A 24805-nucleotide genomic window follows, 5' to 3' on the forward strand; every position below is an offset into this window, starting at 1 on the left:
GGACGCGGCGGACGCGGCGGACGGCGATCCTCCCGGGACGGTCCCACCCGGCTGCGCGAGAGTGGATCCCGAGCACGTCCGCCCGGCCCGCCGCGACAGAAGGACCCGCCCATGAACGACGCACCCGCGCTCGCCGCCACCGCGATCCCGAAGTCCGAGCACCCGCGCCCGCAGTCCACCCGGCCGGACTGGCTGGTCCTCAACGGCACGTGGTCCTTCGAGCGCGACCGCGGCGACTCCGGCCTCGAGCGCGGGCTGCTCGGTCGGGAGCTGGCGGAGGAGATCCTCGTGCCGTTCGCGCCGGAGTCCACCGCATCGGGCATCGGCGACGTCGACTTCCTCACGGCGGTCTGGTACCGCCGCACCGTACGGGTCCCCGCCGGCTGGAGCGGCCGTCGGGTCCTCCTCCACTTCGGCGCGGTCGACCACGACGCCACCGTGTGGGTCGGCGGCGAGGAGGTCGCGCGGCACCGCGGCGGCTTCACGTCGTTCACGGCCGACCTCGGCGTGCGGGCCGACGAGGAGGAGCTCGTGATCACGGTCCGCGCCCGCGACACCCGCGACGAGCCGCAGGCCCGCGGCAAGCAGGCCACCTGGTACGCGAACACCGAGTGCTTCTACACGCGCACGACCGGGATCTGGCAGACGGTGTGGCTGGAGCCGGTGCCCGAGGCCCACATCCGCCAGGCGCACATCGAGCCGCAGCTCGGCGACGCGTCCTTCACCGTCACGCCCGAGCTGTCACATCGCACGGCGGGCCTCCGGTTCGAGGCCGTGCTCCGGGACGCGGCCGGCGAGATCACGCGCGCGGCCGTGCCCGCCGGCCTCGGCGCCCGGGTCGTCCTGCGGATCCCTGCGGACCGCGTGCGCCCGTGGTCGCCGGAGGATCCGCACCTCTACGACATCGCGCTGCGCCTGGTCGACGGCACGGGCGACGACGCCCGGGTGGTCGACGAGGTCGCCTCCTACGGCGGCCTCCGCTCCATCGCGATCGACGGCCAGGACCTCCTCCTCAACGGCCGCCGCGTCTTCCAGCGCCTCGTGCTCGACCAGGGCTACTGGCCCGACACGCTGATGACCTCGCCCGATGACGCAGCGCTCGTCCGCGACATCGAGCTGTCGATGGCCGCGGGCTTCACCGGCGCGCGCCTGCACCAGAAGGTCTTCGAGGAGCGCTTCCTCTTCCACGCCGACCGGCTCGGCTACCTCGTGTGGGGCGAGTTCGGCGACTGGGGCGCGGGCGGCGGCCTCGGCAAGGACGCGCAGCAGCCGACGGCGTCGTTCATCACCCAGTGGATCGAGGCGGTCACCCGCGACCGCTCCCACCCGTCGATCGTCGGCTGGTGCCCGCTCAACGAGACGTACCAGCCGCTGCACGACCGCATCACCCAGCTCGACGACGTGACGGCCGGCATGTACCGGGCGACGAAGGCGGCGGATCCGTCGCGCCCCGTCCTCGACGCCTCCGGCTACTCCCACCGCGTGCCCGGCGCCGACGTCTACGACTCCCACTCCTACGAGCAGGATCCGGACGCGTTCCGCCGCGAGCAGGCCGGCCTCGCGGAGGGCCGCCCGTTCGTCAACGAGCTCAATGGTCGCGCGATGTCGGTGCCGTACGCGGGCCAGCCGTTCTTCGTCTCGGAGTACGGCGGCATCTGGTGGAACCCGGCCGAGGCCGACGCGGCGGCAGCGGCGGCCGCCGAGGACGACCCCGAGCGCGCCGTCTCGTGGGGCTACGGCGAGCGCGTCCGCACGGTGGAGGAGTGGCACGCCCGGTTCCGCGGCCTCACGGAGGTGCTGCTCGAGGATCCGCGCATGTTCGGCTACTGCTACACGCAGCTCACCGACACGTTCCAGGAGCAGAACGGCATCTACGACGCCCAGCGCCGGCCCAAGTTCGACATCGCGCGGATCCGTGAGGTGCAGGAGCGAAGGGCCGCGTACGAGATGCGGGACGACGCCTGACCCGCGACATGGACTTCCGAACACGTTCCGAATAAGATGACGGCATGTCCATCCTCCACGACGCCCGCACGACGATCCGTCGCTCGTCCGAGCTGAGCAAGCACTCGGCGGACGTGTTCGCGGAAGCGGAGGAGCACCCGGTCCAGGTGACGCGGCGCGACGGCGAGACCCTGGTGCTGATGTCCCAGAGCGCCGCGGACGCGCAGGCGCAGCTCCTCCAGCTCGCGGCCGACCTCATCACCGTCACCCTGGACGACGAGGGCTCGCTGGCCTCGCGCATGGCGCAGCGGTTCCCGTGGATGCTCGCCCTGTCGGCCGCCGACCGGGAGAGCTGCGCGCGCGAGCTCGTGGATGCCGCTCGAGCGTCCTTCTCCACCGGCCAGCCCCACCTCGCGATCGCCGAGCTCACCTCCTGGCGCGAGACCGCGACCGCCATCGCCGCCGGCCTGTCGCACTCGCCGGTCGAGTGGCTCGATCGTCCGCTGCCGGTCGAGCGCCCCTGACCGTGGCGAAGGATCCGCTGGTCCCGCGTCCCACGAAGAAGTCCGAGCACACGATCGTCTTCGCCTCCGAGAGCGCGCGGAAGGGGTGGCAGGACCTGGCGGCGACCATCCGCGGCCCGCTGGCGGACGCGTGGGACTTCCTCACCCGGACCCCGACGGAGCGCACGCCGACGAATTACCCGCTCAAGGGAGAGCTCGGCCTCGTCACCCGCGCCGGGCGAGACCACGTGCGCTGGCAGCACAAGCCCACCGCTCAAGGGGACGCCCGCATCTGGTTCTACGTCGAGGGGCAGACGGTCTTCCTCGAACAGGTCCACACGCGGCATCCGAACCAGACCAAGTAGGGCCGCTCACGACGAGAGCCCGCCCCCGCGATCCACATGGACCACGGGGGCGGGCTCTCGTCCGGAGCGAGGCCGCCTCACCTCCCGGCGAGGGACCCGCCGATCCCGCCGACGCTGAAGTACTTGTTCAGCAGGGCGAAGATCAGCACGGGCGGCAGCATCATGATGACCGCGACCGCCATCACCGAGCCCCAGTCGGCCGCGTTCTGCTGGAAGAACGTGTTGAGGCCGATGGGGAGGGTGTACTTCGTGAAGTCCTGCAGGAACAGGAGCGCGATCAGGTAGTCGTTCCAGGCCAGCAGGAACGAGAAGATCGCGGTCGAGAGGATGCCCGGCAGCGAGTTGCGGAGCACGACGCGCACGAAGCCGCCGAACACGCTCGCGCCGTCCATCCACGCCGCCTCCTCCAGGGTGATGGGGATGGAGTCGATGTACGCCGCCATCATCCAGATCGCGACCGACATGGTCGAGCCGATGTAGATGATCGCCACGCCCTGCAGCGTGTTGATGAGGCCCATCGCCGAGAAGGTGATGAACAGCGGGATCGCCGCCGTCACCACCGGCAGGGCCTGCACCACGAACAGCACGAGCGAGTACCCGGAGACGAGCCGCGACCGCGAGCGGCTGAGCACGTAGCCGGCCGGCGCCGCGATGACGACCGAGACGACCACGGTCACGAGCGCGACGAGCAGGCTGTTGCCGAGCCAGATCATCACGTCGGTGCCGCCGAGCACGCGCTCGAAGTTCTCGAGCGTGAACCCGGTCGCCGTCGAGTTCTGCCCCGGCTGGGTGGAGAGGAACAGCACCGCGAGGATCGGCGTGATCACCACGAGCGTGATCACCGCGATGAGCAGGAAGCGCCACCACTGGCCCTTCTGCTCGCGCTGCTTCGCGGAGGTCCGCTTGACGTCGCCGACGGTCGCCGAGGTGGCGCCGCCGACCGCGAGTGCCTGGCTCATTCGATGTCCGCCTTCTTGATCTGCCGGTACAGCAGCGTCGACACGAGGACGAGCACGGCCGTCATCATGAACGCGACCGCGGTGGCCGGTCCGGTCTGCAGGTTCTGGAACGCCTGCTGGTACGCCAGCACGATCAGCGACGTCGTCGCGTTCACGGGACCGCCCTGCGTGAGCAGGAAGATCGTCGGGAAGTCGTTGACGCAGAAGATCGTCATCAGCACCCAGCTGATGTACGTGGTGCGGGAGATGATCGGGAGGGTCACGCCGCGGAACGCCTGCCAGGCGCTCGCGCCGTCCATCTTCGCCGCCTCGTAGACGTTGGTGTCCACCGACGCGAGCGCCGAGGACATCATCATCAGCATGAACGGGAAGCTGATCCAGACCTTGAACACGCAGACCACGACCTGCGCGAGGAGCGGATCGCCGAGGAAGTTCGCGTCGGGGAACCCGAGCGTCGCCAGGATGATCGGCACCGGGCTCTGCGGCGTCGCCACCAGCCAGTTCCACGAGGTCGACGACACGACCACCGGCACGATCCACGGCAGGAGCAGCAGCACCTTGAAGAACCCGTTGGCCGGGATCCGGGTGCGCAGCAGCAGCGCGAGCGCGAGGCCCACGAGCCAGGAGCCGAAGACGCCCACGAGCGTGAAGACGATCGTGAAGACCGTCGCGTTGCGGAACGACTCCGAGGCCAGCACGCTCGCGTAGTTCTCGAACCCGACGAACGGCGTCTGCCACGGCAGCGTCGACGGCGTCCCCTTCTGCAGCGACTGCAGGAAGGAGTAGACGACGGGGTAGACGTTCAGCAGGATCAGCAGGATCAGCGACGGCAGCGCGAACAGCGCCAGCGTCGCGCCGGCCCGTCCGAGCGGCGTCTTCCCCGAGCCCTTGCGGGTCTCGCTCGGCCGCCGGCCGGAGCCGGCGACGCCCACGCCGCGGCGCGCCAGCCCGATCTTGTCGACGACGCTGGTGTCGCCGCGGGTGTCGCGCGTGTCCAACGCCATCAGGTCACCTCGCCCATGTCATGCCCTCCGGATGCGCGCGGCGTCACGCGCCCGCGTCCAGTTCCTTCTGCAGCTTCTCGAGGGCCTCGCGCGCCGTGACTGTGCCACCGAGGACCGACTGCGCGAACGAGATCGTCGGCTGCGTGCCGTCGACCTTGGTCACGTTCTGGAAGACGGTGTTCGAGCCGGGCGCGCCCCAGGTCTTCGAGATGGGCTGCCAGTCGCTGAGGATCTTCGTGGTGTTCGGGTCGTCCGCGTACGCCTCGTCGGCGATGGACTTGAGCGGCGGCAGGCCGATGCCGGTCTGCTTCGTCCAGAGCGACTTCATGTTCTGGTAGTAGTACGTGAGGAACGCCTCGCTGTTCTCCTGGCTGGGCGTCGACTTGTACATCATGATGTTGTTCGGGAAGTAGAGCGCGCCCTTCTCGCCGCCGGGGCCCACGAGCGGGTCGCCGACCACCATCTGCGCCGCCGTCTCGGGCGTCACGTTCGCGGGGGCGCCCGCGCCGTCCCAGAGCATGCCGAAGGTGCCGGCGTCCATCTGCTGGTACGCGTTGTCGGAGGTGTAGGTGGCGCTGCGGGGATCCACGTAGCCGTTCTTCACCATGCCGAGCACCCACTCGACGGCCTCGATGTTCTTGTCGGTGACGACGTCCGGGTTCTGGTCGCCGTCGAACAGGCCGCCGCCGTTGTTGATCATGTGGGCGACGATCTGGTGGAAGCCGGTGAAGGCGCCGGCGCCGGAGCGGGTGCCGTAGCCGTAGACGCCGATCTTCTTGAGCCCGGCGCACGCGGCCTCGTAGGAGTCCCAGTCGGTGGGCGCCTCGACGCCGGCCTTCTCGAGGAGGTCCTTGCGGTACCAGTACATGCGCATGTCGAGGTTGTACGGGACGGCCGCGTAGCCGTTGGCCGTCTTCAGCGTGTCGACGAGGCCCGGGAGGAAGTCGTCGTAGATCCCGTTGCCCTTCCACGTCTCGATGAGGTCGTCGGCGTACGCGATCTTGCCCTGCGACTCGAAGAGGAACGCGGTCGTGCCGCCGCCCGAGCTCACCGCGGGGCCGTTGTTGGCGGCGACCGCGGTCGAGAAGGTCTGCGTGAAGTTGGCCCACTGGACCTGCTGGTAGCTGACCTTGCCGAACCCGCTCGCGGGCTTGTACGCGGCGGAGATCACCTTGTCCTCGGTGAGGAACGCGGGCGCGCCCCAGGGCATGTTCCAGAACTTGAGGGGTGCGCCGGCGCCGCTGGCGCCTCCTCCGCCGCCGCTGCAGGCGGCGAGGAGGCCGACCGCCGCGGCGCCGACCCCCGCGCTGAGGAGGGATCGTCGGGTGAGGCCGTTGCCGAAGGCGCTCGTTGACTGCTGTGGCATTTCTGACTCCGTCGTCTCGTGGTGCTGTGTGTGGTGGGAGGGAAGGGGCTGGGTCTAGGGGCGCGCGTCGGCCGCGAGGGCGGGCGCGGCGGCGAGCAGGGCGCGGAGCTCGGCGACGTCGTCGGGTGCGCAGCGGCCGTGGGCGGCGTCGCGGGCGATCCGCAGCGCCGTGCGGTGGCCCGACTCGAAGACGACGGGCAGGTCCTCGCGGCCGGCCGGATCCGTGACGCTCGCGCGGCCGGGCGACGCCGAGCCGGGCGCGGGCAGGACCACGTGCGCGGCGCGGTCGCCGACGAGGATCCGGAACGTCGACCGTCCGTGGTCGTGGCCGGCGACGACGACGCTCACGACCACGTGGACGCCGGACGCGCTCGGCCCGGCGAGCATCAGGTGCTGAGGGGTCGCGACGACGGGGGCTAGCTCCGCGACGGGCGAGCCGAGCAGCGTCCCCGCGGTGAGCGCGAGCGCGCGGGCGGCCCCGCGCAGGTCCGCCGTGCCCGCGACCGCGGCGCGCGCCTCGAGGAGCGCGCCCGTAGCGGCGAAGCGGTGGATGCGCGGCGCGACCCGACGGACGGCCTCCGCGTGCCGCCACGGCACGTCGAGCACCACGGGGACGCCGGTCGCGATCAGCGCCGCGAGCGCGGCGTCGTCGGCCGCGCCGGGGTCGAGCACGAGGAGCGCGCGAGCGCCGTCCCGCGTGGCCTCGACCGCACGGGTCGCCCAGCCGGGTCCGCCGTCGAGCACGACGACCTCCCCGGCGTCGTCCGCGCGGCGGAAGGACTCGGGCAGCGAGGCGAGGGTCGCGGCGGCCGCAGCCCGGCGGATCGGGGTCGCGGTGGGGTCGACCCGCACGGCGAGGGAGCTCATGCGGCCAGCCCCGTGCGGCATCCGACGCCCGCGAGGGCGCGGCCGCCGGCGGAGGCGGCGGAGCGGATCAGCTCAGCGCACTGCTCGGCGATGGACGTCGCCAGGGCGAGGTCGGCGAGGAGCTCGTCGAGCGGCACGGGATCGGCGGTGCCGACGAGCACGTCGTGCACGTGCTCCCACTCGCCGACGTAGCCGTTGTCGGCGTACGGCCCCCACGTCGTCGCGCGGCGGGCGTCGGCGAGGGTGGCGGTGCTGGATCCGGCATGCACGTAGGAGAGGGAGAAGTCGACGTGGAGGGAGCGGTCGACGGCGACCGCGTCGAGCGTCCACTCGGGATCCCACGTCGCGCCGCCCACGCCGTGCACCTCGAGCACGCTCTCGCCGACCATCGCGACGATCTCGTAGCCCCAGGGGTCGAGGGTGCGCGCCGCGATCACGCGCGGCGGCGCGACCGGGAGCAGCTGGCGGGCGAGCGGCAGGTCGTGGATCGCGAGGCCGAGCACGCCGCCGGTGATGGCGGCCACGCGGGCCTCCAGGTCCGGGGCGCCGGGCGAGCGGGGCGCGGGCCGGCCGACGATCTCGGTGGCCGAGTCCTCGGAGTCGGGGTTCGGCGGGATCACGGCGGAGATGCGGACGGTGTGCGGGGCGTCGCCGGACGCGCGCCAGCCGTCGAGCGCGGCGGTCCAGGCGGCGTCGAAGGCGTGCATCGTGCCGACGACGACGGGTACGCCGTGCTCGACCGAGGCCCGGGCGATCGCCTCCCCCTCCTCGGCGGAGACGGCGAGCGGCTTCTCGCACAGCACCGCGCGCTTGCCGGCGCGGCACGCGGCGATGACCTGCTCCGCGTGGAAGCGGTTCGGGCTGCCGATCACGACGACGTCCACGGCCGGGTCGTCGATGAGCGCATCCGCGTCGGTCGAGTGGCGCGCGTCGACGCGGGCGGCGACGCGGCGGGCCACGTCCGGATCCACGTCCATCACGTGCACCACGCGGAACCTGTCAGCCATGCGCGCCAACGTCGGCAGGTGGATGGCCTGCCCGACCGGCCCGGCCCCGATGAGGCCGACCCCGAACACCACTTCGCTCACGACGCCCTCGTCCCTAGCTGATGACCCAGGACGAAAACTGACGACCTGTTTACGGTTGAGTCACTGTACGTCCCGCTTCGCGGACCGCACAAGGGGGAGGATCGACATCGTGACCGACACCCGCAGGCCGGCCCCGCCCTCGGGCACCCCCGAGAGCGTCGCCCGTGCTGATGAGGATGAGAGCGCGACCACGCTCGGGGGCCGTGTGACCGGCAACGCAGCGCGGGGGCGGTACTCGACCGGCGTCCGCCGCCGTGCCGAGATCGTCGACGCGGCCGTGCGCGTGTTCGGCATCCGCGGCTACGGTGCCGCGACGATCAAGGAGATCGCCGACGAGGTGGGCGTCTCCCCGGCCGCCGTGCTCCGTTACTTCACGAAGGAGGAGCTGCTCACCGAGGTGCTCCGCCAGTGGGACCGGCAGCAGCCGTTCGTCTCCGAGGCCGCGCCGGGCCTCCCCGCCATCCGCGCCTTCGTCGACCTGATGCGGTACCACGTGGAGCACCGCGGCTTCCTCGAGCTGTACCTGACCTTCGCGACCGAGGCGTCGGACGCGACGCATCCCGCGCAGGAGTACATCCGCACGCGGTACGCGCGGACGATCGCGCAGATCCGCCAGCGCATCGACGAAGCCGGCACGCTCGGGCAGGTGCCCGCGATGGACGAGGCGACGCTCGACTACGAGGCCGCCTGCTTCCTCGCGATCCTCGACGGCCTCGAGATCCAGTGGCTGCACAACCCGCGGATCGACCTGCCCGGCCTCGTGGGCGAGTACGTGGAGCAGTCGATCGCGCGGTGGCGGGCGGGGGCGAGGGCGGCCGTCCCGCCCGGTTCCGCGTCGTGGGAGTGACGCCGTCGGCGGAGCGGGCGCGCCGGCCGGACCGCGGCCCGCGCCTCGTGCGCGCCCTCTGGATCACGGGCTTCGCGATCGGCACCGTCAGCCACGTGCTCGACCTGGCGACGGCCGGGCTCGACGTCTACGCGGGGCACCCGCTCCCGCTGCGGGCGTTCTGGGTGTCGCTGACGGTCCTGGATCCGCTGGTCATCGCGCTGCTCGCGCTCCGGCGCCCTGCAGGGGTCGGGCTCGGCATCGCCGTGATCCTCGAGGACATCGCGGTCAACTGGTCGGTGATCGCGACGACCGGCGGCATCCCGGTGTGGGGTGCGGTCGACCAGACGCTGTTCGCGATCCTGGTGCTGTCCACCGCGCCCGTCCTCCTCCCTGGGCGGAGAGCGGGATGACGCCGTCGATCAGCGCGACCTCGACGACAGCGGCCCTACGGCTCCATGGCCTGACCCACGGCCGCGATCGCGTGCTCGATGCGGGATCGCATCGTCTCGATCGTGAGCGCGTCGGCGCCGTGCGCGGCGGCTCGCCGGGGAAGACCCGGCAGCGCTGACCGCAGCCGCTCCAGGAAGGTCCGCGCCGCAGGCGCACGGATGCCGAACATGTCGAGCGCGTCCGCGGTGGTGAACGAGTCCAGACTCGTCTCCCGGTCGCCGAGGAGCGCCAGCTGGTGGCGCTGACCGTCGCCGAGCGGCACCGGATTCACGTCGAAGGCAGGAGCGAGCGCCCAGGCGGTCCCCTCGCGCAGGAAGCCGTGGTTGCGCAGATGGTCGTCGAGATTCCCGACGAGCGCGCCGAACACGGCTCGTCTCCACAGCTCGGTCACGTCGGCACCGGCCACCTGCGCGAAGTCGACCACGTCGACCCAATCGCCTCCGTCACCGTCCGTCGCCTCGAGAGCGGTCATCGCGGACATGTAGGGGATGCGGACACCGTCGGCGCCGCGGTCGAAGCGCCTCAGGAACAGGACCGTGCGTCGGGTGCCGTCCACCGTGATCCGCTTCGTGTCGTGAGGCGGGACGTCGATCCCCACCTCGCCCATCACGTCGAGCACCGCAGCTTCCCACGCGATCACGTTCCATTCGTCACCGGTGGGCTTGGGGAACTTCGCCAGCCACAGGTCGGCGCCGATCCTGACGTTCGCCTTGGGGCGCGCGCCTCCCAGCGAGCCGGTCGCCCGGAAGAGACGACGGACTGCGGCATCATCGATCTCCGTCTCGCCGCGCTCGATCTGGTCAGCGACGTGGACGATCTCGGACAGATCGGCTTCCGCGGGGACCCCGCCGCCCGTCGCCACGGCGACACCGCCCTGCCAGAACCGGGTCGCCCCCTGTCGCCCCTCGTCGTTGACGCCGAACATCAGGGTCAGCTCATCGAGCGTGCGCCCGGCAGCGCGATTCTGCACCTTCCGACCCCAGGTGTCCGGCGCCGAGTCACTGAAGGGGTTCGCGGGAGCCAGCGCCTGAGCACCGGGGAAGAGGCCGAGGGCCGGCGAGAGCGCGAATGCGTCTCGCCGGCGCAGGTAGTCGGAGTCGTACTCGAACGACCCGGAGGTCCTGGTGCGGAAGATCCTCCCCGCGCGCACCTCCTCACGGCCGATCACGGTCGTCACGTCGTAGGCGTCAGCCACGCTTGCGCACCCGGACGCGTTCCGGCAGCTTCTCGTCGACCATCAGCCGGCCTCGCTCGGTACCGAACGGATCGGTGGCGGAGACCACGCCGTCCATGAGCCCCAGCACGCGCAGGATCCGGAGCGTGATCTCCAAGCTCGTCCCCTGCCCGTTCTCGAGCTTGCTGATGGTCTGCTGCGTCGTCCCGGCGCGCTCCGCGACCATCTTCGCCGTGAGACCCAGCAGCTTCCGCTGCGTAGCCAGGTTGCGCCCGACGATGCGCAGGGATCTCGTGATGGCGGGAGGCGTGGTCGGCATGGCAGCAGTTTAGGTCAAGCTGACTAGATCTTAAAGGGCTTGATGTCACGCAAGTTTGATGTCAGGCCACACTGACGCACTCCTTGCGGAAGGGGACGGCGCCTAGTGCGCGGCCACACCCTCCGGCAGCGCCTCCGCCGGACGGCGCACGAAGAACGACGCGGCGACGGCGGCGAGGGAGATGAAGCCGCCGATCATGAAGGCCGCCTGCACGCCGGCCGCCGTGGCCGTGACCTCGGACTGTCCGTCGGCGACGCCCGCGACGGTCGTCGTGGTGAGCACCGTGACGAACAGCGCCGTGCCCGCGGCGCCCGCGAGCTGCTGCATCGTCGAGACCGTCGCGCTGCCGTGCGAGTAGAGGCGCGGCGGCAGGGATCCGAGGGCCGAGGTGAGCAGCGGCGTGAACATGAACGCGAGGCCCGCGTTGAGCACCAGGTGCACCGCGATGACCCAGCCGATGGACGTGCCCTCGTGCAGCATCGTGGTCATGCCCCAGAGGGCGATGCTCACGACGACGGCACCGGGGATCACGAGCGGGCGCGGCCCGACGCGGTCGAACAGGCGGCCGACGATGGGCGACAGGATCGCCATGAGCGCGCCGCCGGGGAGCAGCAGCAGGCCGGTCTCGAGCGTGCCGAGCTCCAGCACGTTCTGCAGGTAGAGCGGCAGGACGATGAGGCTGCCGAACAGCGCCATCATGCTGACGCTCACCATGATCACGGCCACGACGAACGCGCGGCTGCGGAACGTGCGGAGGTCCATGAGGGCGCGGTCCTCGCGCTGCAGACCGATCTGGCGGGCGATGAACGCGGCGAGCGCGGCGACTCCGACGACGATCGGGATCCACAGCGGCAGGGGCGCGTTGCCCTCGGCGGACTCGCCCAGGCTCGAGAGGCCGAAGATCAGGCCGCCGAACGCGAGCGTGGAGAGCACGACGGAGAGGATGTCGAACGGGAGCTTCCGCGGGGTCGTGAGGTTCGTGATCTTCCAGAGTCCGAGCGAGAGCGCGATGACGGCGATGGGCAGCACGATCCAGAACATCCAGCGCCACGACAGCGAGCTGAGGATGAGGCCGGACACCGTCGGCCCGATGGCCGGGGCGACCGCGATGACGATGGAGATGACGCCCATGAGGCGGCCCCGGCGCGCGGCCGGCACGAGGTTGAGGACGGTCGTGAACAGCAGCGGCATCATGATGGCCGTGCCGCTGGCCTGCACGATGCGGCCGACGAGCAGCACGCCGAAGCCGGGCGCGATGGCGGCGATGAGCGTGCCGATCGAGAACAGCGTCATGGCGGCGCCGAAGACCTGGCGCGTGGTGAAGCGCTGCAGGATGAAGCCGGTCGCGGGGATCACGACCGCCATGGTGAGCATGAAGCCGGTCGTGAGCCACTGCGCGGTGGCGGTGGTGATGGACAGGTCGACCATGAGGCTCGGCAGGGCGACGCTCATGATCGTCTCGTTGAGGATGACGACGAACGCGGCGACCACGAGCAGGCCGATGACGAGCGGGGCGCCGTGCGGCAGGCGCTCGTCCTCGGGGGCGACGGGGCGGTCGGCGGCGGCGCGGCCGGCGGTGGGGACGGTCGCCTCGGAGGGCGGGGTGGCGTCGCGCCGGGTGTCGGCGGCGGGCGGCGTGCTCATGGGGATCTCCGGGAGTGGAAGGCGGGGCGCGCGCGACGGTGCGGGGCCGGGACGGTCTCGATGTCAGACTCGGACCATGTGGCAGTATATGACAGATTCGTCGGATCCGACCGGCGGGATGTTCGAGAGGCAGGCGACCGGATGGGCACGCTGAGCGACACGGCCACGACCACCGCGGGCACCGGCGCCGCGGGCCTCCGCGAACGGCGCCGCATGGCGACGACCACCGAGATCAGCGAGGCCGCGCTCGCGCTCTTCGAGGAGCGCGGCATGGCGGCCACCACCATCCACGACATCGCGCAGGCCGCGGGCGTCTCCGACCGCACCTGCTTCCGCTACTTCCCGAGCAAGGAGGAGTCGGTCCTCACCCTGCACCCGGTGTTCGACGCGCCGCTCGACGCCTGGCTCGCCGACGTCGACCGCGGATCCGCGCCGCTCCCCCAGCTCGAGGCCGTCTACGAGCGCGTGCTCGCCAGCCTCGACGGCGACCTCTCCGCCATCGCGCACCAGCAGCTGCGCGTGCGACGGCTCATGGCGGCCGAGCCGCAGCTGCGGTCGACGGCGGTGTCGCTCGACGCGGCGCGCTCGTGGGAGCTGGCCGAGAGGATCACGACGGCGTTCGGCGGACGCATCACCGCGCAGGAGGCGCGCCTCGTCACCGAGCTCGCGGGCGTCGCGGTGCGCGCGGCCTTCGACGAGTGGGCGGATGCGCGCACGGCCGGCCTCGACGCGACCCTGGTCGCCTCCCACGCGGCGGTGCGCCGTCGCCTCCGCGACATCGCGGGCAGCGGCGCGGCCTGAGGCGACCGAGGATCACCCGGCCGGACGACGGCCTCAGCCCGCCTCGCCCGCCGGGCGCTCGCGTCCGCGGGCGATTCTCGCCGCGCGGCTGCGGCGCATCGACACCCAGAGGAACACGAGGAGGCCCAGCACGATCGCGCCGGAGAGGATCTCGCGCGGGCCGATCGGCTGCCCCGTCCCCGCCAGCACGGCGAAGAGGACGACCCAGGCGACGGGGAAGACGGCCCCCGGCCACGCGTGCCGGCGGTTGGACAGGACGAACATGTGGACGAGCAGCATCGCGGCGAGACCCGCGTAGAGCAGCCAGCGGGGGGTGTCCTCGAGCAGGGAGGTCATGGTGCTCCTTCATCGGTAGTCGTTGCGGGTGGGGGTGGAATGGGGGGCACGGATCAGCCGTCGCCCTCACGGGAGAGAGCCCGCGCGGCCAGCAGGCCGGCGGCACCGCACCAGGCGACGAGGCCCGCCAGGCCCGCGAGGACGGTCGCGGGGCCCTCCGCGGCGATCGTCGCGGTGCTCATCGCCTTCAGGGCGAGCGTGCCGGGGAGGACGGCGAGGAGGACGTCGGCGGGGCCTCGGAGCGGGACCGGTCCCACCACCGTGAGCACCGAGACGGCGATCGGCAGCACCAGCACGACGAGCATGAAGACGGCCATCGCTGCGGCACCGCGCCGGAGGACCGTGGCGGTGAGGAAGACCAGCAGGACGACCGCCGCTGTCGTGAGGGTCGCCACGGCCGTGGCGACCAGGAGGGCGGAGACGGTCGCGGGCGAGGGCCCGTCCGCGATCAGGTGCACGGCGGCGAGCACGGCGGCGACGCCCAGCACCCCCAGCGCCCCCAGGGCCGTCGGCGCCACGGCGCGCGCCGAGAGCAGCCGGCCCCGCCGCGGCACGAGCGCCAGGGAGGTGAGGACCGTCCCGTCCGTCGTGTCCCGGCTGGCATTCCCGAGGACGGCGAGGGCGAAGGCGACCCCGAAGACCGTGGCCGCCAGCTCGATCGGCAGCGTGAGCACGAGCGCGGCGCCATCCGCGGTCGGATCGGCGAACGCGCCCGTGAAGGCGCGGGCGCCGGCCCCGGCCAGCAGCGCGAGCCCCGCCGCCCAGATCAGGCCGCCCCGCAGCGCTCCTCGCTGGACGCTGCGGTGCAGCTCCGCGGACGCGACGTGCGCCCAGCGCTGGCCGCGTGACGCGGTGGCGGTGGCGGTGGCGGTACCGTGCGACGCGCTCATGACGCGACCTCCCTCTCCGCGGTCGTGCCGGTGGTGGACAGGAAGACGTCCTCGAGCGACGTCCCCGGCGTGCTCAGGTGGCTGAGGCCCGCCCCGGACTCATACGCGATCTGCGCGACGCGCGTCGAGCCGACCCCGTGGACGATGACGCCGCGGCCCTCGCGCTGCGGCGGGAAGCCCGCGGCCATCAGAGCCTGGGCGAGGCGCTCCGGCGCGGGGGACTCGGCGTAGACGCGCGAGGACCCGTCGCCCCCCAGCTCGTCCAGGCGGCCCTCGCGGACGACGCGACCGTGGGCGAGGATCACGACGCGGTCGGCGACGAGCGACAGCTCGCTCATGAGGTGGGAGGACAGGAGGACGCAGCCGCCGCGGTCGGCGTGGATCCGCAGGAGGCCGCGCAGCCAGAGGACGCCGTTCGGGTCCAACCCGTTGACCGGCTCGTCGAGCACGAGGTTCCGGGGGTCGTCGACCAGCGCCAAGCCCATGCCCAGCCGTTGCTTCATGCCGAGCGAGTACGCCCCGATGCGCTTGCTCCCGACCTCCTCGAGGCCCACCATGCGGATGAGCTCCTCGGCGCGACCCCGGGGCCGGCCCTGCGTGCGACACGCGTAGTCCAGCAGTCCGCGCGCGGTCATGCGCGGCGGGAGCCCGTCCGCGGAGAGGAGAGCTCCCACCTGCGCTGCCGGGCGTCGCGCCTGGACGTGGCGCTCGCCGTCGATCCGGGCCTCGCCGGCGTCCGCACGGGTGAGGCCGAGGACGATGCGCATCGCGGTCGACTTGCCCGCTCCGTTGTGGCCGATGAACCCGGTGACCTCCCCGTCGCGCGCGCGGAGGGAGACGTCGTCGAGCACGGTGGTGCCGCCGTAGCTCTTGGAGACGTTCGCGATCTCGATCATCGTGCGGCCCTGGCCTCTCTCTTCGTGCGGGCGATGCGGGGGGACGCCTGCACGAGCGCGCGGGAGAGCGCGTGCAGGTCGGATTCGCGGCAGCGTGCCGCGGTGAGCCGCCGCGGCGAGCCCGCGTACATGCGGAGGGAGGCGAACGTCCACGTGCCGTCCGCCGACCCCGCCGGGCGGACCGATGCAACCGTGTGCACGGCGAGGGCCGAGACGAAGGTGCGCCGCTCCTGGACGACGTGCGAGGTGACGGCGACTTGGTCGGTCGCTGCGTCGAACGCGAGCCTCGACGCGAGCTGGCGGAACAGCGCGGAGGACAGCAGGATCACGCCCAGCCCGATGAGGACGCCGGCAGCGAGCGTGGTCCCGGCGGCCGTCGCGACGAGCGCGGCACCCGCACCGATGGAGCCCATGACCGCAGCGGTGACGCCGCTACGGACGACCGGGCCCGGCGTCACGAGCGAGGCCGCGGCCGCCGCCTGGTCGGGGAAGTGCTCGCGCAGGATCGCCGCGACGGTGGACCGCGGCAGGGTCGGGAGGATGAGGTTCGTGCCGAGCTGGGCACCGGAGTCCGTCGTCAGCAGCGAGAGCCGAGCGCGGCCCAGGACCTGCTCCAGGAGGTTGCGCTGCACGACGACCCCCGCCAGCGCGTGGGCGCTGATGTTCCGCTCGCGCGTCTCGATGAGCCCGTACCTGATCACCAGGTCGTGCGCCGGCGTCGTGCCCACGTGGAAGCCCCGGTACTGGACCGCCGTCGCGACGGTCGCGAGCGCGGCGACGACGACCGCGACGATCGCGGCCACCAGCACCGGGCTGATCCCGCCCGCAGCGTCAGCGAGCGGCACGTCGGCCCCGGCCGTCTGCAGCACTTCCCACACCGATGCCACGAGCGTGGGCGCGAGGACGACGAATCGCGCGTGCAGGAAGGTGACGGCGACGAGGTCGCGCCAGGAGGCCGCGTAGATCGTGCGCTCCCGGTCGTCGGGCCGGGCGGACGGGGGAGCGGGAACGGACGCGGGACCGGACGGCGCGTCACCGGCGACGGGCCGCACTCGAGCGAGGAGCGAGCGGTGCGTCGGCGCGTCGACCCCGCGGAAGACGATCCGGGTGGAGGCGTCACCTGCCTGCGTGACCGTGACCCGGTGCAGCCCGAAGATCCGCAGGGCCCAGGTGCTCTCGGTCTCGACCGCGGAGATCGAGCCCCACGGGAGGACGCGCGAGCGGGCGTCGATCACGCCCGACCACATCCGGACCTCGGTCCCCGTCACCTCGTAGCGCACGGTCGCCCAGCGGTAGACGGGCTCCATGAGCCGGTAGGCGCCGAGCGCGATCAGGAGCGGGATGACGAGGCGGCCGACCCACGGCTCGGCCTGCGGGACCCAGACGAGGGTCGCGAGGACCAGCGTCAGGTAGCTGGGGAGATGACCCGCGAGGTCCGCCGCCATGAACCGCGGCGAGTCGCGGAAGGTCGTCGCGTCGCGGTCAGGCCGCATCGCGGGGCTCCCACGTGCCCATCACGCGCCGACGCAGGGCCTCCGCCTCGCCCGGGAGGACGGGCCCGATCACGGGGCCGTCGCCGATGCAGACGAACCGCACGCGGACCATGCCGAACGCGCGGAGGAGCGGACCTTCGGCGATCTCCACGTTGAGGACCTGCGCGGTGGGCATCACGAGCGAGGTCCGGACGAACCGACCTCGGGCGATGTAGACGGCGTCCGCGGTGACCGTGTACGACCAGTTCGCGAGCCGCAGCGGGTTCAGGACGAGGACGTCCACGAGCGTGAGGACGGCGACGACGGGCACCGCGATCCATGCCGCGGTCTCGAGCGCGCCGCGACCCCCGAGCCACAGGACCAGGGGCAGGACGACGGCCAGGACGCCGACGGCGCCGAGGACCGAATGGGTGCTCCAGTAGAGGGCGGCGGATCGCGGGAGACGCGCGACGCCCGGCGACCCGGATGCCGGCAGCACCGAGCTGGGGTGGAGCGGGCGCGGATCGCGGCCGCCGTCGGCGGTCGGCTCGCCGTCCCCGGGCAGGTGCAGCGTGTCGTCCATGCCGAGGGTCACCTCCTGGTCGCTCTCGATGGCCACGGTACGTCGTCGGCACGCTGCTGGTGGTTGTGGTGGGAGACGGAGGCCCCCGGGTCGGCTGCGACCCGGGGGCGTCCGTCAGGGACTACAACCCGAGGATGTTGAGGATCAGCTCGATGATCGAGGAGACCGACAGGCCACGGGAGATCCACTTCTGCACCTGAGCCCAGTTGGACTGGACCCACTTGGCGACGGCGGCGACCTTGGAGGCGCCGTACTTCCATGCCTGGGCGAGGACCTTGGCGACGAATGACCACATATGCTGCTTCGCTTTCTTCTACGTGCATGATCGATGGACCGTCCAGACGCGTGCACAGGAGTCGACTCTGATTCCGGGTGGATCGGAATCCGACCCGGCGTGGTCACGAAGCTATTGAGGCCGGGCGCTCCGAGCTAAGCCCAGAGGTCTCGACTTCCGCAACGCGAGGCGCGCGAAGCGATACGAAAGTCTCGGATGCCCTGCCCCGGACGTCGTCGCCCAGCTCCTCGACGAAGTCCGCGAAGGCCTCCGCCGTGCCGACGACGCCGACCCGCTCGGCGATGCGGCCGGCGCGGAGGGCCGTGTGGTCAGCGCCCGCCCGGTGCGGCCGTTGCCGTCGGTGAAGCGGTGGGTCGTCTCGGACTGCGCATGCGCGATCGGCGAGAGCGTCGATCGCGTCCTCGGTCGCGCGCACATTCACGATGACGTCGAGGCCACCCGCGAGCCGTGGTGCATCAGCTCGGCGATCGCGAGGCGCTCAGGCGTGACGCGATCGCCCTCGATGCATGACGACGAGATGCTCTCCGATCGGATGAGCAGGTGGTTCAGGTGCTGGCCGCGCGTCCCGATCCGCTCATCGGCACGCGCCAGCGCGGCGAGGGCGTCGGTGATGTGCACGACAGCGGCATCATCGCCAGGGACGACTCGCGCCCCCTCACCCGAACGCGCGCCGCGACGCGATCTCCGCGCCCGCGACGAGCGCCCGGAGCTTCGCCCACGCCACGTCGGTCGCGACGAACTCGTAGCTCGCGAACGTGGAGAGGCCGCAGTCGGTGCCGGCGATCACGCGGGTCGGGTCGCCCACGGCGTCGACGACCGCGAGGATCCGGTCGGCGATGACCTGCGGGTGCTCCAGGTAGTTGGTGGTCACGTCCACGACGCCCGGGATGAGCACGGCACCGTCCGGCAGCGGGTGGGCGCGGAACGCGGGCGCCTCGTGCTGGTGCGCCGGGTTCCCGAGCGGGATGCTGAACGCGCCCACGTTCGCCCGGTACAGGTGCGGGAGCAGCACGTCGACGGGCACGTCGTCCTGGTGCGGGCCCTGCCAGTTGCCCCAGCACACGTGCAGGCGCACCTTCTCGCGCGGGATGTCGCGGATCGCGTGGTTGAGCGCATCCACGTGCAGGTCGACCGCGGCGAGGAACTCCTCGAGCGTGGCGTCGCCGAACTGGATCACGCGCTCCATCGCGAGGTCGGGCGCGTCGAGCTGGAGGGTGTGGCCGCGCGCGACGATCGCGTCGTACTCGAGCTTCAGCTGGTCGGCGAGCGCGAAGACGTAGGCGCGGTCGTCGCCGTAGTGCGGGTTCGCGGCGTCGAGCAGCAGGGTCGTGGAGACGATCCCCGGGGTCGCGGCGGAGAAGAACGTGCCGGCGGGGCGGAGGCCGCGGTCGGCCTGCACGGCGAGCTCGCGGTCGAAGCCGTCGAGGTCCTCGGTGATGCCCGCGAGCGTCGGGTCGTACGCGAGGAGGCCCTGCGCGACCGGCGGATCCCAGACCCGCGCCACGTCCGCCCCCTCCACGATCTGCTTCGCCTGGAACGCGGCGTAGTCGGGGAACTTCAGCGAGTCGAGCGTGGGCTTGCGGTGGCCCGCGCCGCCGAAGCCGTCGATCCGCTCGAGCACGTAGGTCGAGAAGCCGACGCGCGGCACCTCGCCGTCGTTCACGATGTCGAGGCCGGTCTCGAGCTGGCGGCGCACGGTGTCGGCGACGGACGACGCGGTGACCTCCGCGAGTTCGGCCGCGTCGAACGGGCGCCCCTGGTCGCGCGCGACGAGCAGGCGGGTCAGCTCCGGCGAGCGCGGCAGGCTGCCGGCGTGCGTGGTCGGGATGCGGTCGGTCATGCGGCTCCTCGGGGTGGGGCGTGGCGGTCGGGCGGGTGCGGTGGGGCGGGTCGGGTCGGGCGCGGTCGGCGCGGTCGTGCTCGGCGCGGTCGTGCTCGGCGCGACATCGCGACGCGGCGCGACGACGCGACGACGCGACGCGACGCGACGCGACGCGACCAGCCTGGCGGACGGCGCGCCCTGGCGCTCGCGGCGTCGCGACGGGTCCGTCACACCGCGACATGCGCGGGCCGATCCGCCGCCCGCGCGCCGGCCCGGGCCCGTGCATGTGGACGGTCGGGCGCCGATCCCCGCCCCGGTCCCTAGCCTCCATCCGGACGGCAGCGCTCCCGGCGCGCGACGAAGGAGATCGAGCATGCGGCGAGCGGTGGATCCGCACGACCTCCCCCTCGTCTGCGGCGTCGTCGCCCTCGGCTCCGCGTGCATCGCGACCGCTGTCCTCGCGGTCCTCACGGTGGGCGGGCTCCGGTTCCGGCAGCTGCTGCTCGCGGACCCGGCGGCGCGGCCCTCCCCCGCGAACCCCTGACACGCCGCCCCGACCGCCCCGCCCGGCCCGGCAGCGCGGCCGCTCGATCACGCGATGCGGATCAGCTTCCGGTTGGCGAACTCGTCCACCGCGTGCCGGCCCAGCTCGCGGCCCGAGCCCGAGCGCTTCACGCCGCCGAAGGGCAGCTCGGCGGCGTCGCCGAGCACGAGGTTCACCCAGACCATGCCGGCGTCGATGCCGTCGGCCACGCGCAGCGCCTGCTCCGGATCCGTCGTGTAGACGTAGGAGCCGAGGCCGAACGGGGTGTCGTTGGCGAGCGCCACCGCCTCCGCCTCGGAGGAGACGCGGTAGAGCGCGGCGACCGGACCGAAGAACTCCTCGCGGTAGGCGTCCATCTCGGGCGTCACGTCGGCGAGCACCGCGGGCGGGAACATGTTGCCGACGGGCTCGCCGCTCGCGAGCACGGTGGCGCCCTGGTCCACCGCGCGGGCCAGCTGCTCGGTGAGGCGCTCGGTGGCGGCGTGCGAGGCGAGCGGGCCGAGCAGGGTGCCGTCGGCCATCGGATCCGCGGGCTGGGCGGCCGTGAGCTCGGCCGTGAAGCGCGCGGCGAAGTCGTCGTAGAGGTGGTCGATCACGAGGAAGCGCTTGGCGCCGTTGCAGGACTGGCCGTTGTTGTCGAGGCGCGCGGCCACCGCATCCGCGACGACGGCGTCGAGGTCGTCGGTCGACAGCAGGATGAAGGGGTCGGATCCGCCCAGCTCGAGCACGACCTTCTTGAGGTGCCGGCCCGCGATCTCCGCGACGGCGGCGCCCGCCCGCTCGGATCCCGTGACGGAGACGCCCTGCACGCGCGGATCCGCGATGACACCCTCGATCTGCGCGTTCGTCGCCAGCACGCTCACGTAGACGCCCGGGTCGGCGCCGAGCTCCGCCGCCGCGTCCCGGTACATGCGCTCGATCGCCTCGGCCGACTCCGGGCACTGCGGCGCGTGCTTCAGCAGGATCGTGTTGCCGGTCACGATGGCGGGACCGGCGAACCGGGCCACCTGGTAGTACGGGAAGTTCCACGGCATGATCCCGAGCAGCACGCCGAGCCCCGAGCGGCGCACGAACGCCGATCCGGTGCCGTCGGCGAGCGCGATCGGCTCGTCGGCCAGGAAATCCTCGGCGCCACGGGCGTAGTAGCCGAGGATGTCGGCCGCGAAGTCGACCTCGCCGAGCGCCTGGTCGAGGGGCTTGCCCATCTCGCGCACGATGATCCGCGCCAGCTCGTCGCGGCGCTCCGTGTGCAGCTCGGCGACGCGGGCCACGAGCGCGGCGCGCTGGGCGACGGAGGTGCGGCGCGACCAGCCGCGGTACGCGCCCTCGGCGGCGGCGAGCGCGTCCTGCAGCTCCGGGTCGGTGATCTCGGGATGCTCGGCGACGGTCTCGCCGGTGGTCGGATCGGTGACGGCGTAGCTGCTCATGGGTGCTCCTCCTCGAGACCCCGCACGGGTGACGCGGGTGGGGCCCACGATATCGAGCGGGTGGCCGCGCGACAGGGCGTCGGGTCCGCGGGACGACGCTCGAAACCTCACGCGGCGTCGGCTTTGCACGGATGGCCGTCCCCGTCAACGCCTTGAGGAGCGACCGCCGGTCGTGGCACCGTCGTGGCGGGGCCGGGGATCCGCGCCCCGGGTCCGCTCGAGGAGCGGGCGGTCGGATCGGCCCCCGTCATCCGATGGGACACGAGGCGTCCACCGCTCGTATACCGGGTGAGCGCACGATGGGGGCGCGGTGCGGACGTCTCGGGGGCGCGCACCGCGTATCCGAGGGGAGTCGATGGGCGAGGCACGGGAGACCGACCGCGGCCGGATGCTGCGCCCCGGCCAGCCGCTGGGCCTCGGACTGGACGCCCGCGTCGACGAGTTCCTCGAGCTCCTGCTGAGCTGCCCGCTCGAGGACGTGCATCCGGCCGGCCGGGACTGGCTGCGCATGCGCTACGCGGAGGTCGTGCCCCTGGTGCTGCCGTACGCCCTCGCGTCCGTCGAGCACGGCCGACCGCTGCCGCCCGCGTGCCTCGACGCCCTCCGCGAGGACGCCGGGCGGAACGCCACGCGGACGGACGTCGAGCTGTCCGTCGCCCTCCGCGCCGCGCTCCCCGCGCTCCGGGTCTTCGCGCTCGTGATGCACGCCGCCGCCGCCGAACGGCGCGGCGTGCTCATCGTCGCCATGGCCCGCGCATCGCACGTCGCCCACGAGCTCTGCACGTGCTGGGTGGAGTCGTGGATGGGGCACCGCTCGCGCGTGGCGGCGGCATCGCGCGCGGTGGTCGCGGATCCTCCGCGTGCCGACGAGGACGTCGAGCTCGACCTGGTCGCGCGCGCCCCCGACCTCGACCACGTGCAGGAGCGGATGCTCGCGCTCACCGCGCACGGGATGTCCAACGACGAGATCGCGCGCGCCACCTCCTACAGCCGGCAGGCCGTCGCCTGGCACCTCGGCCGGCTGATGCGCACATGGAACGCGCCGAACCGCACGGCGCTGGTGTCGGTCGCGTTCGTGCGCGGGGTGATCCGCACGCGGCGCGCCCACCGCATCCACCGCGCCGAGCCGCCGCTCATGATCGAGGACGGGACGACGGACGCCCCGCCATCCCGAGGGGATGACGGGGCGCCGACGGAGCCGTGACGGGGATCAGCCGCCGTTGATGCTGATGACGTTGCCGTTCTTCACGCTGTTGCCGAGGACGCCCCAGTTGAGGAACCCGCCGTCGCCGTTGTTCGTGACCTTGCCCGGTCCGTTGAACCAGTAGATGACGTAGCTGCCGCCCTTGATGGCGATCGGCTTCGCGTCGGCGATGGCGCCCTCCACGTAGATGTCCTGGTTCTTGTTCACCACGGCGACCGTGAGGCGGTCGGGGTTGCCGGCGTTGTAGTAGCCGACGTCGAGGGCGGCCTGGACGGCGCCGTTGCGGTCGCGCTGGTCGTTCACGGCGACGTTGATCGCGTTGACGATCGCGACCGGGTCGAGCGTGACGCTGCCGGTGATGGGGCTGGTGGCGGCGCTGGTCTTGGGGTCGGGCGCGGGGGCCTCCGCGGCCAGGGCGGGAGCCGCCGCGAAGCCGCCGAGGGCGGCGATCATGCCGCCTCCGAGGGCTGCGGTGGCGGCGATGCGGGTGGTCGTCGACGTGAGCTTGCTCATGGGTCTGTTCCTCTTCCTCAGGATCATGGATCGTTCGAGCGGTGCGTGTCGGTGGTGCTGACGAGGAAGAGAGTGCAGGGCGGGAGGGCGGAGCGCACGGGATCCGGGCGGTCGTTGGTCGGTCGTCCAACTCCTCACAGGTGGTTGGCTTCTGGGCACGGACGACGGCGAGGAGCAGGACCGATGACGAAGTGGCTGATCTCCTTCCCGAGCGGGGAGATGGACGTGCCGGACGGCGAGTGGCAGGCGGTGGTGGAGGAGTCGCACGCGGTCGTGCGGGAGGCGAAGGCCGAAGGCGTGTGGGTGTTCGGCGGCGGGATCGACGGGACCGTCCCGCCCGTGCGGGTGGCGGCCGACGGATCCGTGTCCCCGGGCGCACACCCGGGGACGGGCCGGCTGGAGGGCGGCTACGCGGTCCTCGACCTGCCGACCCGGGAGGCCGCGTACGCGTGGGCAGCGCGGATGGCGGCCGCGTGCCGGTGCGCCCAGGAGGTGCGCGCGTTCGGGGACGACCCGGAGAGCTGAGGTCAGCGGCCGGAGCGCCGGTCGGTGCGACGGGCACGCCGCTAGCGTCGGGGCATGGACGACGGACGGGACGCGGGGCTGGGGGACGCCGTCGCCGACCTCCTCGGGCGGCCGGTGGCCGCGCTGGTGGACGTGCGCCGGGAGCCGCTGGAGTACGACGCGTTCCTCGCGCACCGGGCCGTGACGCGGGTCCGCGGGCAGGCGGTGCTCGCGGCGGGCGGCGCGCGGGTGCCGTGGTCGCTCGTCGAGAAGCGGACGGAGGGGCCGCACCTCGCCGTCCCGTACCTCGTGGCGAACGGCGCGCGGGAGCTGGCCGCCTACCGGTCGGGGCTGCTCGGCGGGCTGCCGCCGGGGATCCGGGCGCCGCGCGCGCATGGGGCGGCTCGCGACGCGGACGGCGGCGTGACCCTGTGGCTCGAGGAGGTGCGGCACCGGGGCGCGCGCCCGCTGGACCGGGCCGCGCTGCTCGACGCCGCGGAGGCGCTGGGTGCGCTCGGCGGGCGGTGGCTCGGGCGGCCGCCGGAGGATCCGTGGCTCTTCACGGGCTGGATCGACCGGCACGCGCAGCCCGAGGCGGCCGCCGCCGGCGCGCGGGCTCTCGCCGCTCCCGGACCGCGTGCGGCCGCGGCGCTCGGTGAGCGGATCCCCGCCGCCGCCAGCCTCCTCGCGCATCAGGACCGCGTGCGCGCGGCGCTCGAGGCGCTGCCGCGGACGCTCTGCCACCACGACGCGACCGGCGCGAACGTGTTCGTCGACGGCGGCGGCATCGTGCTCATCGATTGGGAGTCGGTGGGGCCGGGCCCGGTCGGCGCCGACCTCGCGTCGCTGCTGTTCTCCTCGGTGCGGCGGGGCGATGCGTCGGTCGTCAACATGTCCTCGGTGCTCGACGAGGCGGTCGACCTCTTCATCGTGCTGGTCACGGAGTACTTCGTGGTGCGCGGGTCCCGCGTGCTCTGGCTCGGGTACGCCACCACGCTCATCTACG

General features: G+C 72.7%; 29 protein-coding genes. 10 read left to right on the plus strand and 19 right to left on the minus strand.

The window, feature by feature from the left end:
* Positions 1-111: 111 nt before the first annotated feature.
* From AWH51_RS10725 to AWH51_RS10735, 3 genes are read left to right on the plus strand one after another with little or no spacing between them, the layout of a single operon-like run.
* Positions 112-1965 carry a glycoside hydrolase family 2 protein gene (locus AWH51_RS10725; RefSeq protein ID WP_063072066.1) on the plus strand — a complete coding sequence of 618 codons (1854 nt, stop codon included), beginning with the start codon at positions 112-114 and terminating at the stop codon, positions 1963-1965.
* 44 nt (positions 1966-2009) lie between these two features.
* Complete coding sequence (locus tag AWH51_RS10730) at positions 2010-2468, plus strand: hypothetical protein (RefSeq protein ID WP_063072067.1); 459 nt, start codon at positions 2010-2012, stop codon at positions 2466-2468.
* Between the two features lie 2 nt (positions 2469-2470).
* Complete coding sequence (locus AWH51_RS10735; protein WP_063072068.1) at positions 2471-2812, plus strand: hypothetical protein; 342 nt, start codon at positions 2471-2473, stop codon at positions 2810-2812.
* Between the two features lie 77 nt (positions 2813-2889).
* Here AWH51_RS10735 and AWH51_RS10740 read toward each other — a convergent pair whose 3' ends face one another.
* The 5 genes from AWH51_RS10740 to AWH51_RS10760 are packed head-to-tail and all read right to left on the minus strand — an operon-like array spanning position 2890 to position 8096.
* Positions 2890-3771 carry a carbohydrate ABC transporter permease gene (locus AWH51_RS10740; RefSeq protein WP_063072069.1) on the minus strand — a complete coding sequence of 294 codons (882 nt, stop codon included), beginning with the start codon at positions 3769-3771 and terminating at the stop codon, positions 2890-2892.
* The gene (locus AWH51_RS10745; RefSeq protein ID WP_063072070.1) at positions 3768-4775 is read right to left on the minus strand and encodes a carbohydrate ABC transporter permease; all 1008 of its coding nucleotides are present in this window, start codon (positions 4773-4775) and stop codon (positions 3768-3770) included. Before AWH51_RS10745 ends, AWH51_RS10740 begins: the two co-directional genes overlap by 4 nt.
* A gap of 43 nt (positions 4776-4818) precedes the next feature.
* Positions 4819-6141, minus strand: coding sequence for an ABC transporter substrate-binding protein (locus tag AWH51_RS10750; protein ID WP_063072071.1), 1323 nt, complete (start codon positions 6139-6141; stop codon positions 4819-4821).
* Between the two features lie 54 nt (positions 6142-6195).
* Positions 6196-7008: a hypothetical protein gene (locus AWH51_RS10755; protein ID WP_063072072.1), complete on the minus strand. Its 813-nt coding sequence runs from the start codon at positions 7006-7008 to the stop codon at positions 6196-6198.
* Positions 7005-8096: a Gfo/Idh/MocA family protein gene (locus tag AWH51_RS10760; RefSeq protein ID WP_063072073.1), complete on the minus strand. Its 1092-nt coding sequence runs from the start codon at positions 8094-8096 to the stop codon at positions 7005-7007. The genes AWH51_RS10755 and AWH51_RS10760 overlap by 4 nt, the downstream gene beginning before the upstream one ends.
* Positions 8097-8205: 109 nt before the next feature.
* Here AWH51_RS10760 and AWH51_RS10765 point away from each other — a divergent pair, with 109 nt between their 5' ends.
* Positions 8206-8943: a TetR/AcrR family transcriptional regulator gene (locus tag AWH51_RS10765; protein ID WP_254654543.1), complete on the plus strand. Its 738-nt coding sequence runs from the start codon at positions 8206-8208 to the stop codon at positions 8941-8943.
* Positions 8940-9335, plus strand: coding sequence for a hypothetical protein (locus AWH51_RS10770; RefSeq protein ID WP_063072090.1), 396 nt, complete (start codon positions 8940-8942; stop codon positions 9333-9335). The genes AWH51_RS10765 and AWH51_RS10770 overlap by 4 nt, the downstream gene beginning before the upstream one ends.
* A 35-nt stretch (positions 9336-9370) precedes the next feature.
* On the opposite strand, the gene AWH51_RS10775 is transcribed toward AWH51_RS10770, so the two are convergent.
* The 3 genes from AWH51_RS10775 to AWH51_RS10785 all read right to left on the minus strand — a co-directional run bounded on the left by AWH51_RS10775 (position 9371) and on the right by AWH51_RS10785 (position 12512).
* On the minus strand, positions 9371-10570 hold the full coding sequence (locus AWH51_RS10775) for a type II toxin-antitoxin system HipA family toxin (protein ID WP_063072075.1): 1200 nt from the start codon (positions 10568-10570) through the stop codon (positions 9371-9373).
* A complete protein-coding gene (locus AWH51_RS10780) occupies positions 10563-10868 on the minus strand; it encodes a helix-turn-helix domain-containing protein (protein WP_063072076.1) in 306 nt (101 codons plus the stop codon). Before AWH51_RS10780 ends, AWH51_RS10775 begins: the two co-directional genes overlap by 8 nt.
* A 102-nt stretch (positions 10869-10970) precedes the next feature.
* Positions 10971-12512 carry a DHA2 family efflux MFS transporter permease subunit gene (locus AWH51_RS10785; RefSeq protein ID WP_175345512.1) on the minus strand — a complete coding sequence of 514 codons (1542 nt, stop codon included), beginning with the start codon at positions 12510-12512 and terminating at the stop codon, positions 10971-10973.
* Positions 12513-12653: 141 nt separating this feature from the next.
* Between AWH51_RS10785 and AWH51_RS10790 the strand changes: the two genes are divergently transcribed.
* Positions 12654-13313, plus strand: coding sequence for a TetR/AcrR family transcriptional regulator (locus AWH51_RS10790; RefSeq protein WP_063072077.1), 660 nt, complete (start codon positions 12654-12656; stop codon positions 13311-13313).
* 33 nt (positions 13314-13346) lie between these two features.
* Here AWH51_RS10790 and AWH51_RS10795 read toward each other — a convergent pair whose 3' ends face one another.
* The 9 genes from AWH51_RS10795 to AWH51_RS10830 form a co-directional block, all read right to left on the minus strand.
* Positions 13347-13649, minus strand: a complete 303-nt coding sequence (locus tag AWH51_RS10795; RefSeq protein ID WP_063072078.1) for a hypothetical protein — start codon at positions 13647-13649, stop codon at positions 13347-13349.
* Between the two features lie 53 nt (positions 13650-13702).
* Positions 13703-14539, minus strand: a complete 837-nt coding sequence (locus AWH51_RS10800) for a hypothetical protein (RefSeq protein WP_063072079.1) — start codon at positions 14537-14539, stop codon at positions 13703-13705.
* Entirely contained in the window at positions 14536-15435 is a 900-nt protein-coding gene (locus AWH51_RS10805; protein ID WP_063072080.1) for an ABC transporter ATP-binding protein, read from the minus strand. The genes AWH51_RS10800 and AWH51_RS10805 overlap by 4 nt, the downstream gene beginning before the upstream one ends.
* Positions 15432-16928: a PH domain-containing protein gene (locus AWH51_RS10810; protein WP_063072081.1), complete on the minus strand. Its 1497-nt coding sequence runs from the start codon at positions 16926-16928 to the stop codon at positions 15432-15434. The genes AWH51_RS10805 and AWH51_RS10810 overlap by 4 nt, the downstream gene beginning before the upstream one ends.
* A complete protein-coding gene (locus tag AWH51_RS10815) occupies positions 16918-17526 on the minus strand; it encodes a PH domain-containing protein (protein WP_063072082.1) in 609 nt (202 codons plus the stop codon). The genes AWH51_RS10810 and AWH51_RS10815 overlap by 11 nt, the downstream gene beginning before the upstream one ends.
* Before the next feature lie 85 nt (positions 17527-17611).
* Positions 17612-17785, minus strand: coding sequence for an aureocin A53 family class IId bacteriocin (locus AWH51_RS16300; protein WP_175345513.1), 174 nt, complete (start codon positions 17783-17785; stop codon positions 17612-17614).
* A 111-nt stretch (positions 17786-17896) separates the two neighbouring features.
* The gene (locus AWH51_RS16630; protein ID WP_081235059.1) at positions 17897-18202 is read right to left on the minus strand and encodes a Fic family protein; all 306 of its coding nucleotides are present in this window, start codon (positions 18200-18202) and stop codon (positions 17897-17899) included.
* A complete protein-coding gene (locus tag AWH51_RS10825) occupies positions 18203-18403 on the minus strand; it encodes a hypothetical protein (RefSeq protein ID WP_063072084.1) in 201 nt (66 codons plus the stop codon).
* Positions 18404-18440: 37 nt separating this feature from the next.
* A complete protein-coding gene (locus AWH51_RS10830; protein WP_063072085.1) occupies positions 18441-19625 on the minus strand; it encodes a cobalamin-independent methionine synthase II family protein in 1185 nt (394 codons plus the stop codon).
* A gap of 355 nt (positions 19626-19980) precedes the next feature.
* Between AWH51_RS10830 and AWH51_RS16305 the strand changes: the two genes are divergently transcribed.
* On the plus strand, positions 19981-20151 hold the full coding sequence (locus AWH51_RS16305; RefSeq protein WP_175345514.1) for a hypothetical protein: 171 nt from the start codon (positions 19981-19983) through the stop codon (positions 20149-20151).
* Between the two features lie 47 nt (positions 20152-20198).
* Here the strand turns inward: AWH51_RS16305 and AWH51_RS10835 are convergent, their stop codons facing one another.
* Positions 20199-21578: an NAD-dependent succinate-semialdehyde dehydrogenase gene (locus AWH51_RS10835; RefSeq protein WP_063072086.1), complete on the minus strand. Its 1380-nt coding sequence runs from the start codon at positions 21576-21578 to the stop codon at positions 20199-20201.
* Positions 21579-21933: 355 nt separating this feature from the next.
* On the opposite strand from AWH51_RS10835, the gene AWH51_RS10840 reads away from it, so the two are divergent.
* A complete protein-coding gene (locus tag AWH51_RS10840) occupies positions 21934-22782 on the plus strand; it encodes a helix-turn-helix transcriptional regulator (RefSeq protein ID WP_063072087.1) in 849 nt (282 codons plus the stop codon).
* A 6-nt stretch (positions 22783-22788) separates the two neighbouring features.
* Here AWH51_RS10840 and AWH51_RS10845 read toward each other — a convergent pair whose 3' ends face one another.
* Entirely contained in the window at positions 22789-23295 is a 507-nt protein-coding gene (locus AWH51_RS10845) for a hypothetical protein (RefSeq protein WP_063072088.1), read from the minus strand.
* 183 nt (positions 23296-23478) lie between these two features.
* Between AWH51_RS10845 and AWH51_RS10850 the strand changes: the two genes are divergently transcribed.
* Together AWH51_RS10850 and AWH51_RS10855 are read left to right on the plus strand one after the other, a co-directional pair.
* Entirely contained in the window at positions 23479-23820 is a 342-nt protein-coding gene (locus AWH51_RS10850) for a hypothetical protein (RefSeq protein ID WP_063072089.1), read from the plus strand.
* Positions 23821-23874: 54 nt separating this feature from the next.
* Positions 23875-24805: phosphotransferase family protein (locus AWH51_RS10855; protein WP_107490194.1), on the plus strand; the 931-nt coding region annotated here is incomplete at its 3' end.

The organism is Clavibacter tessellarius (genome assembly GCF_001618005.1).
Classification (GTDB): domain Bacteria; phylum Actinomycetota; class Actinomycetes; order Actinomycetales; family Microbacteriaceae; genus Clavibacter; species Clavibacter tessellarius_A.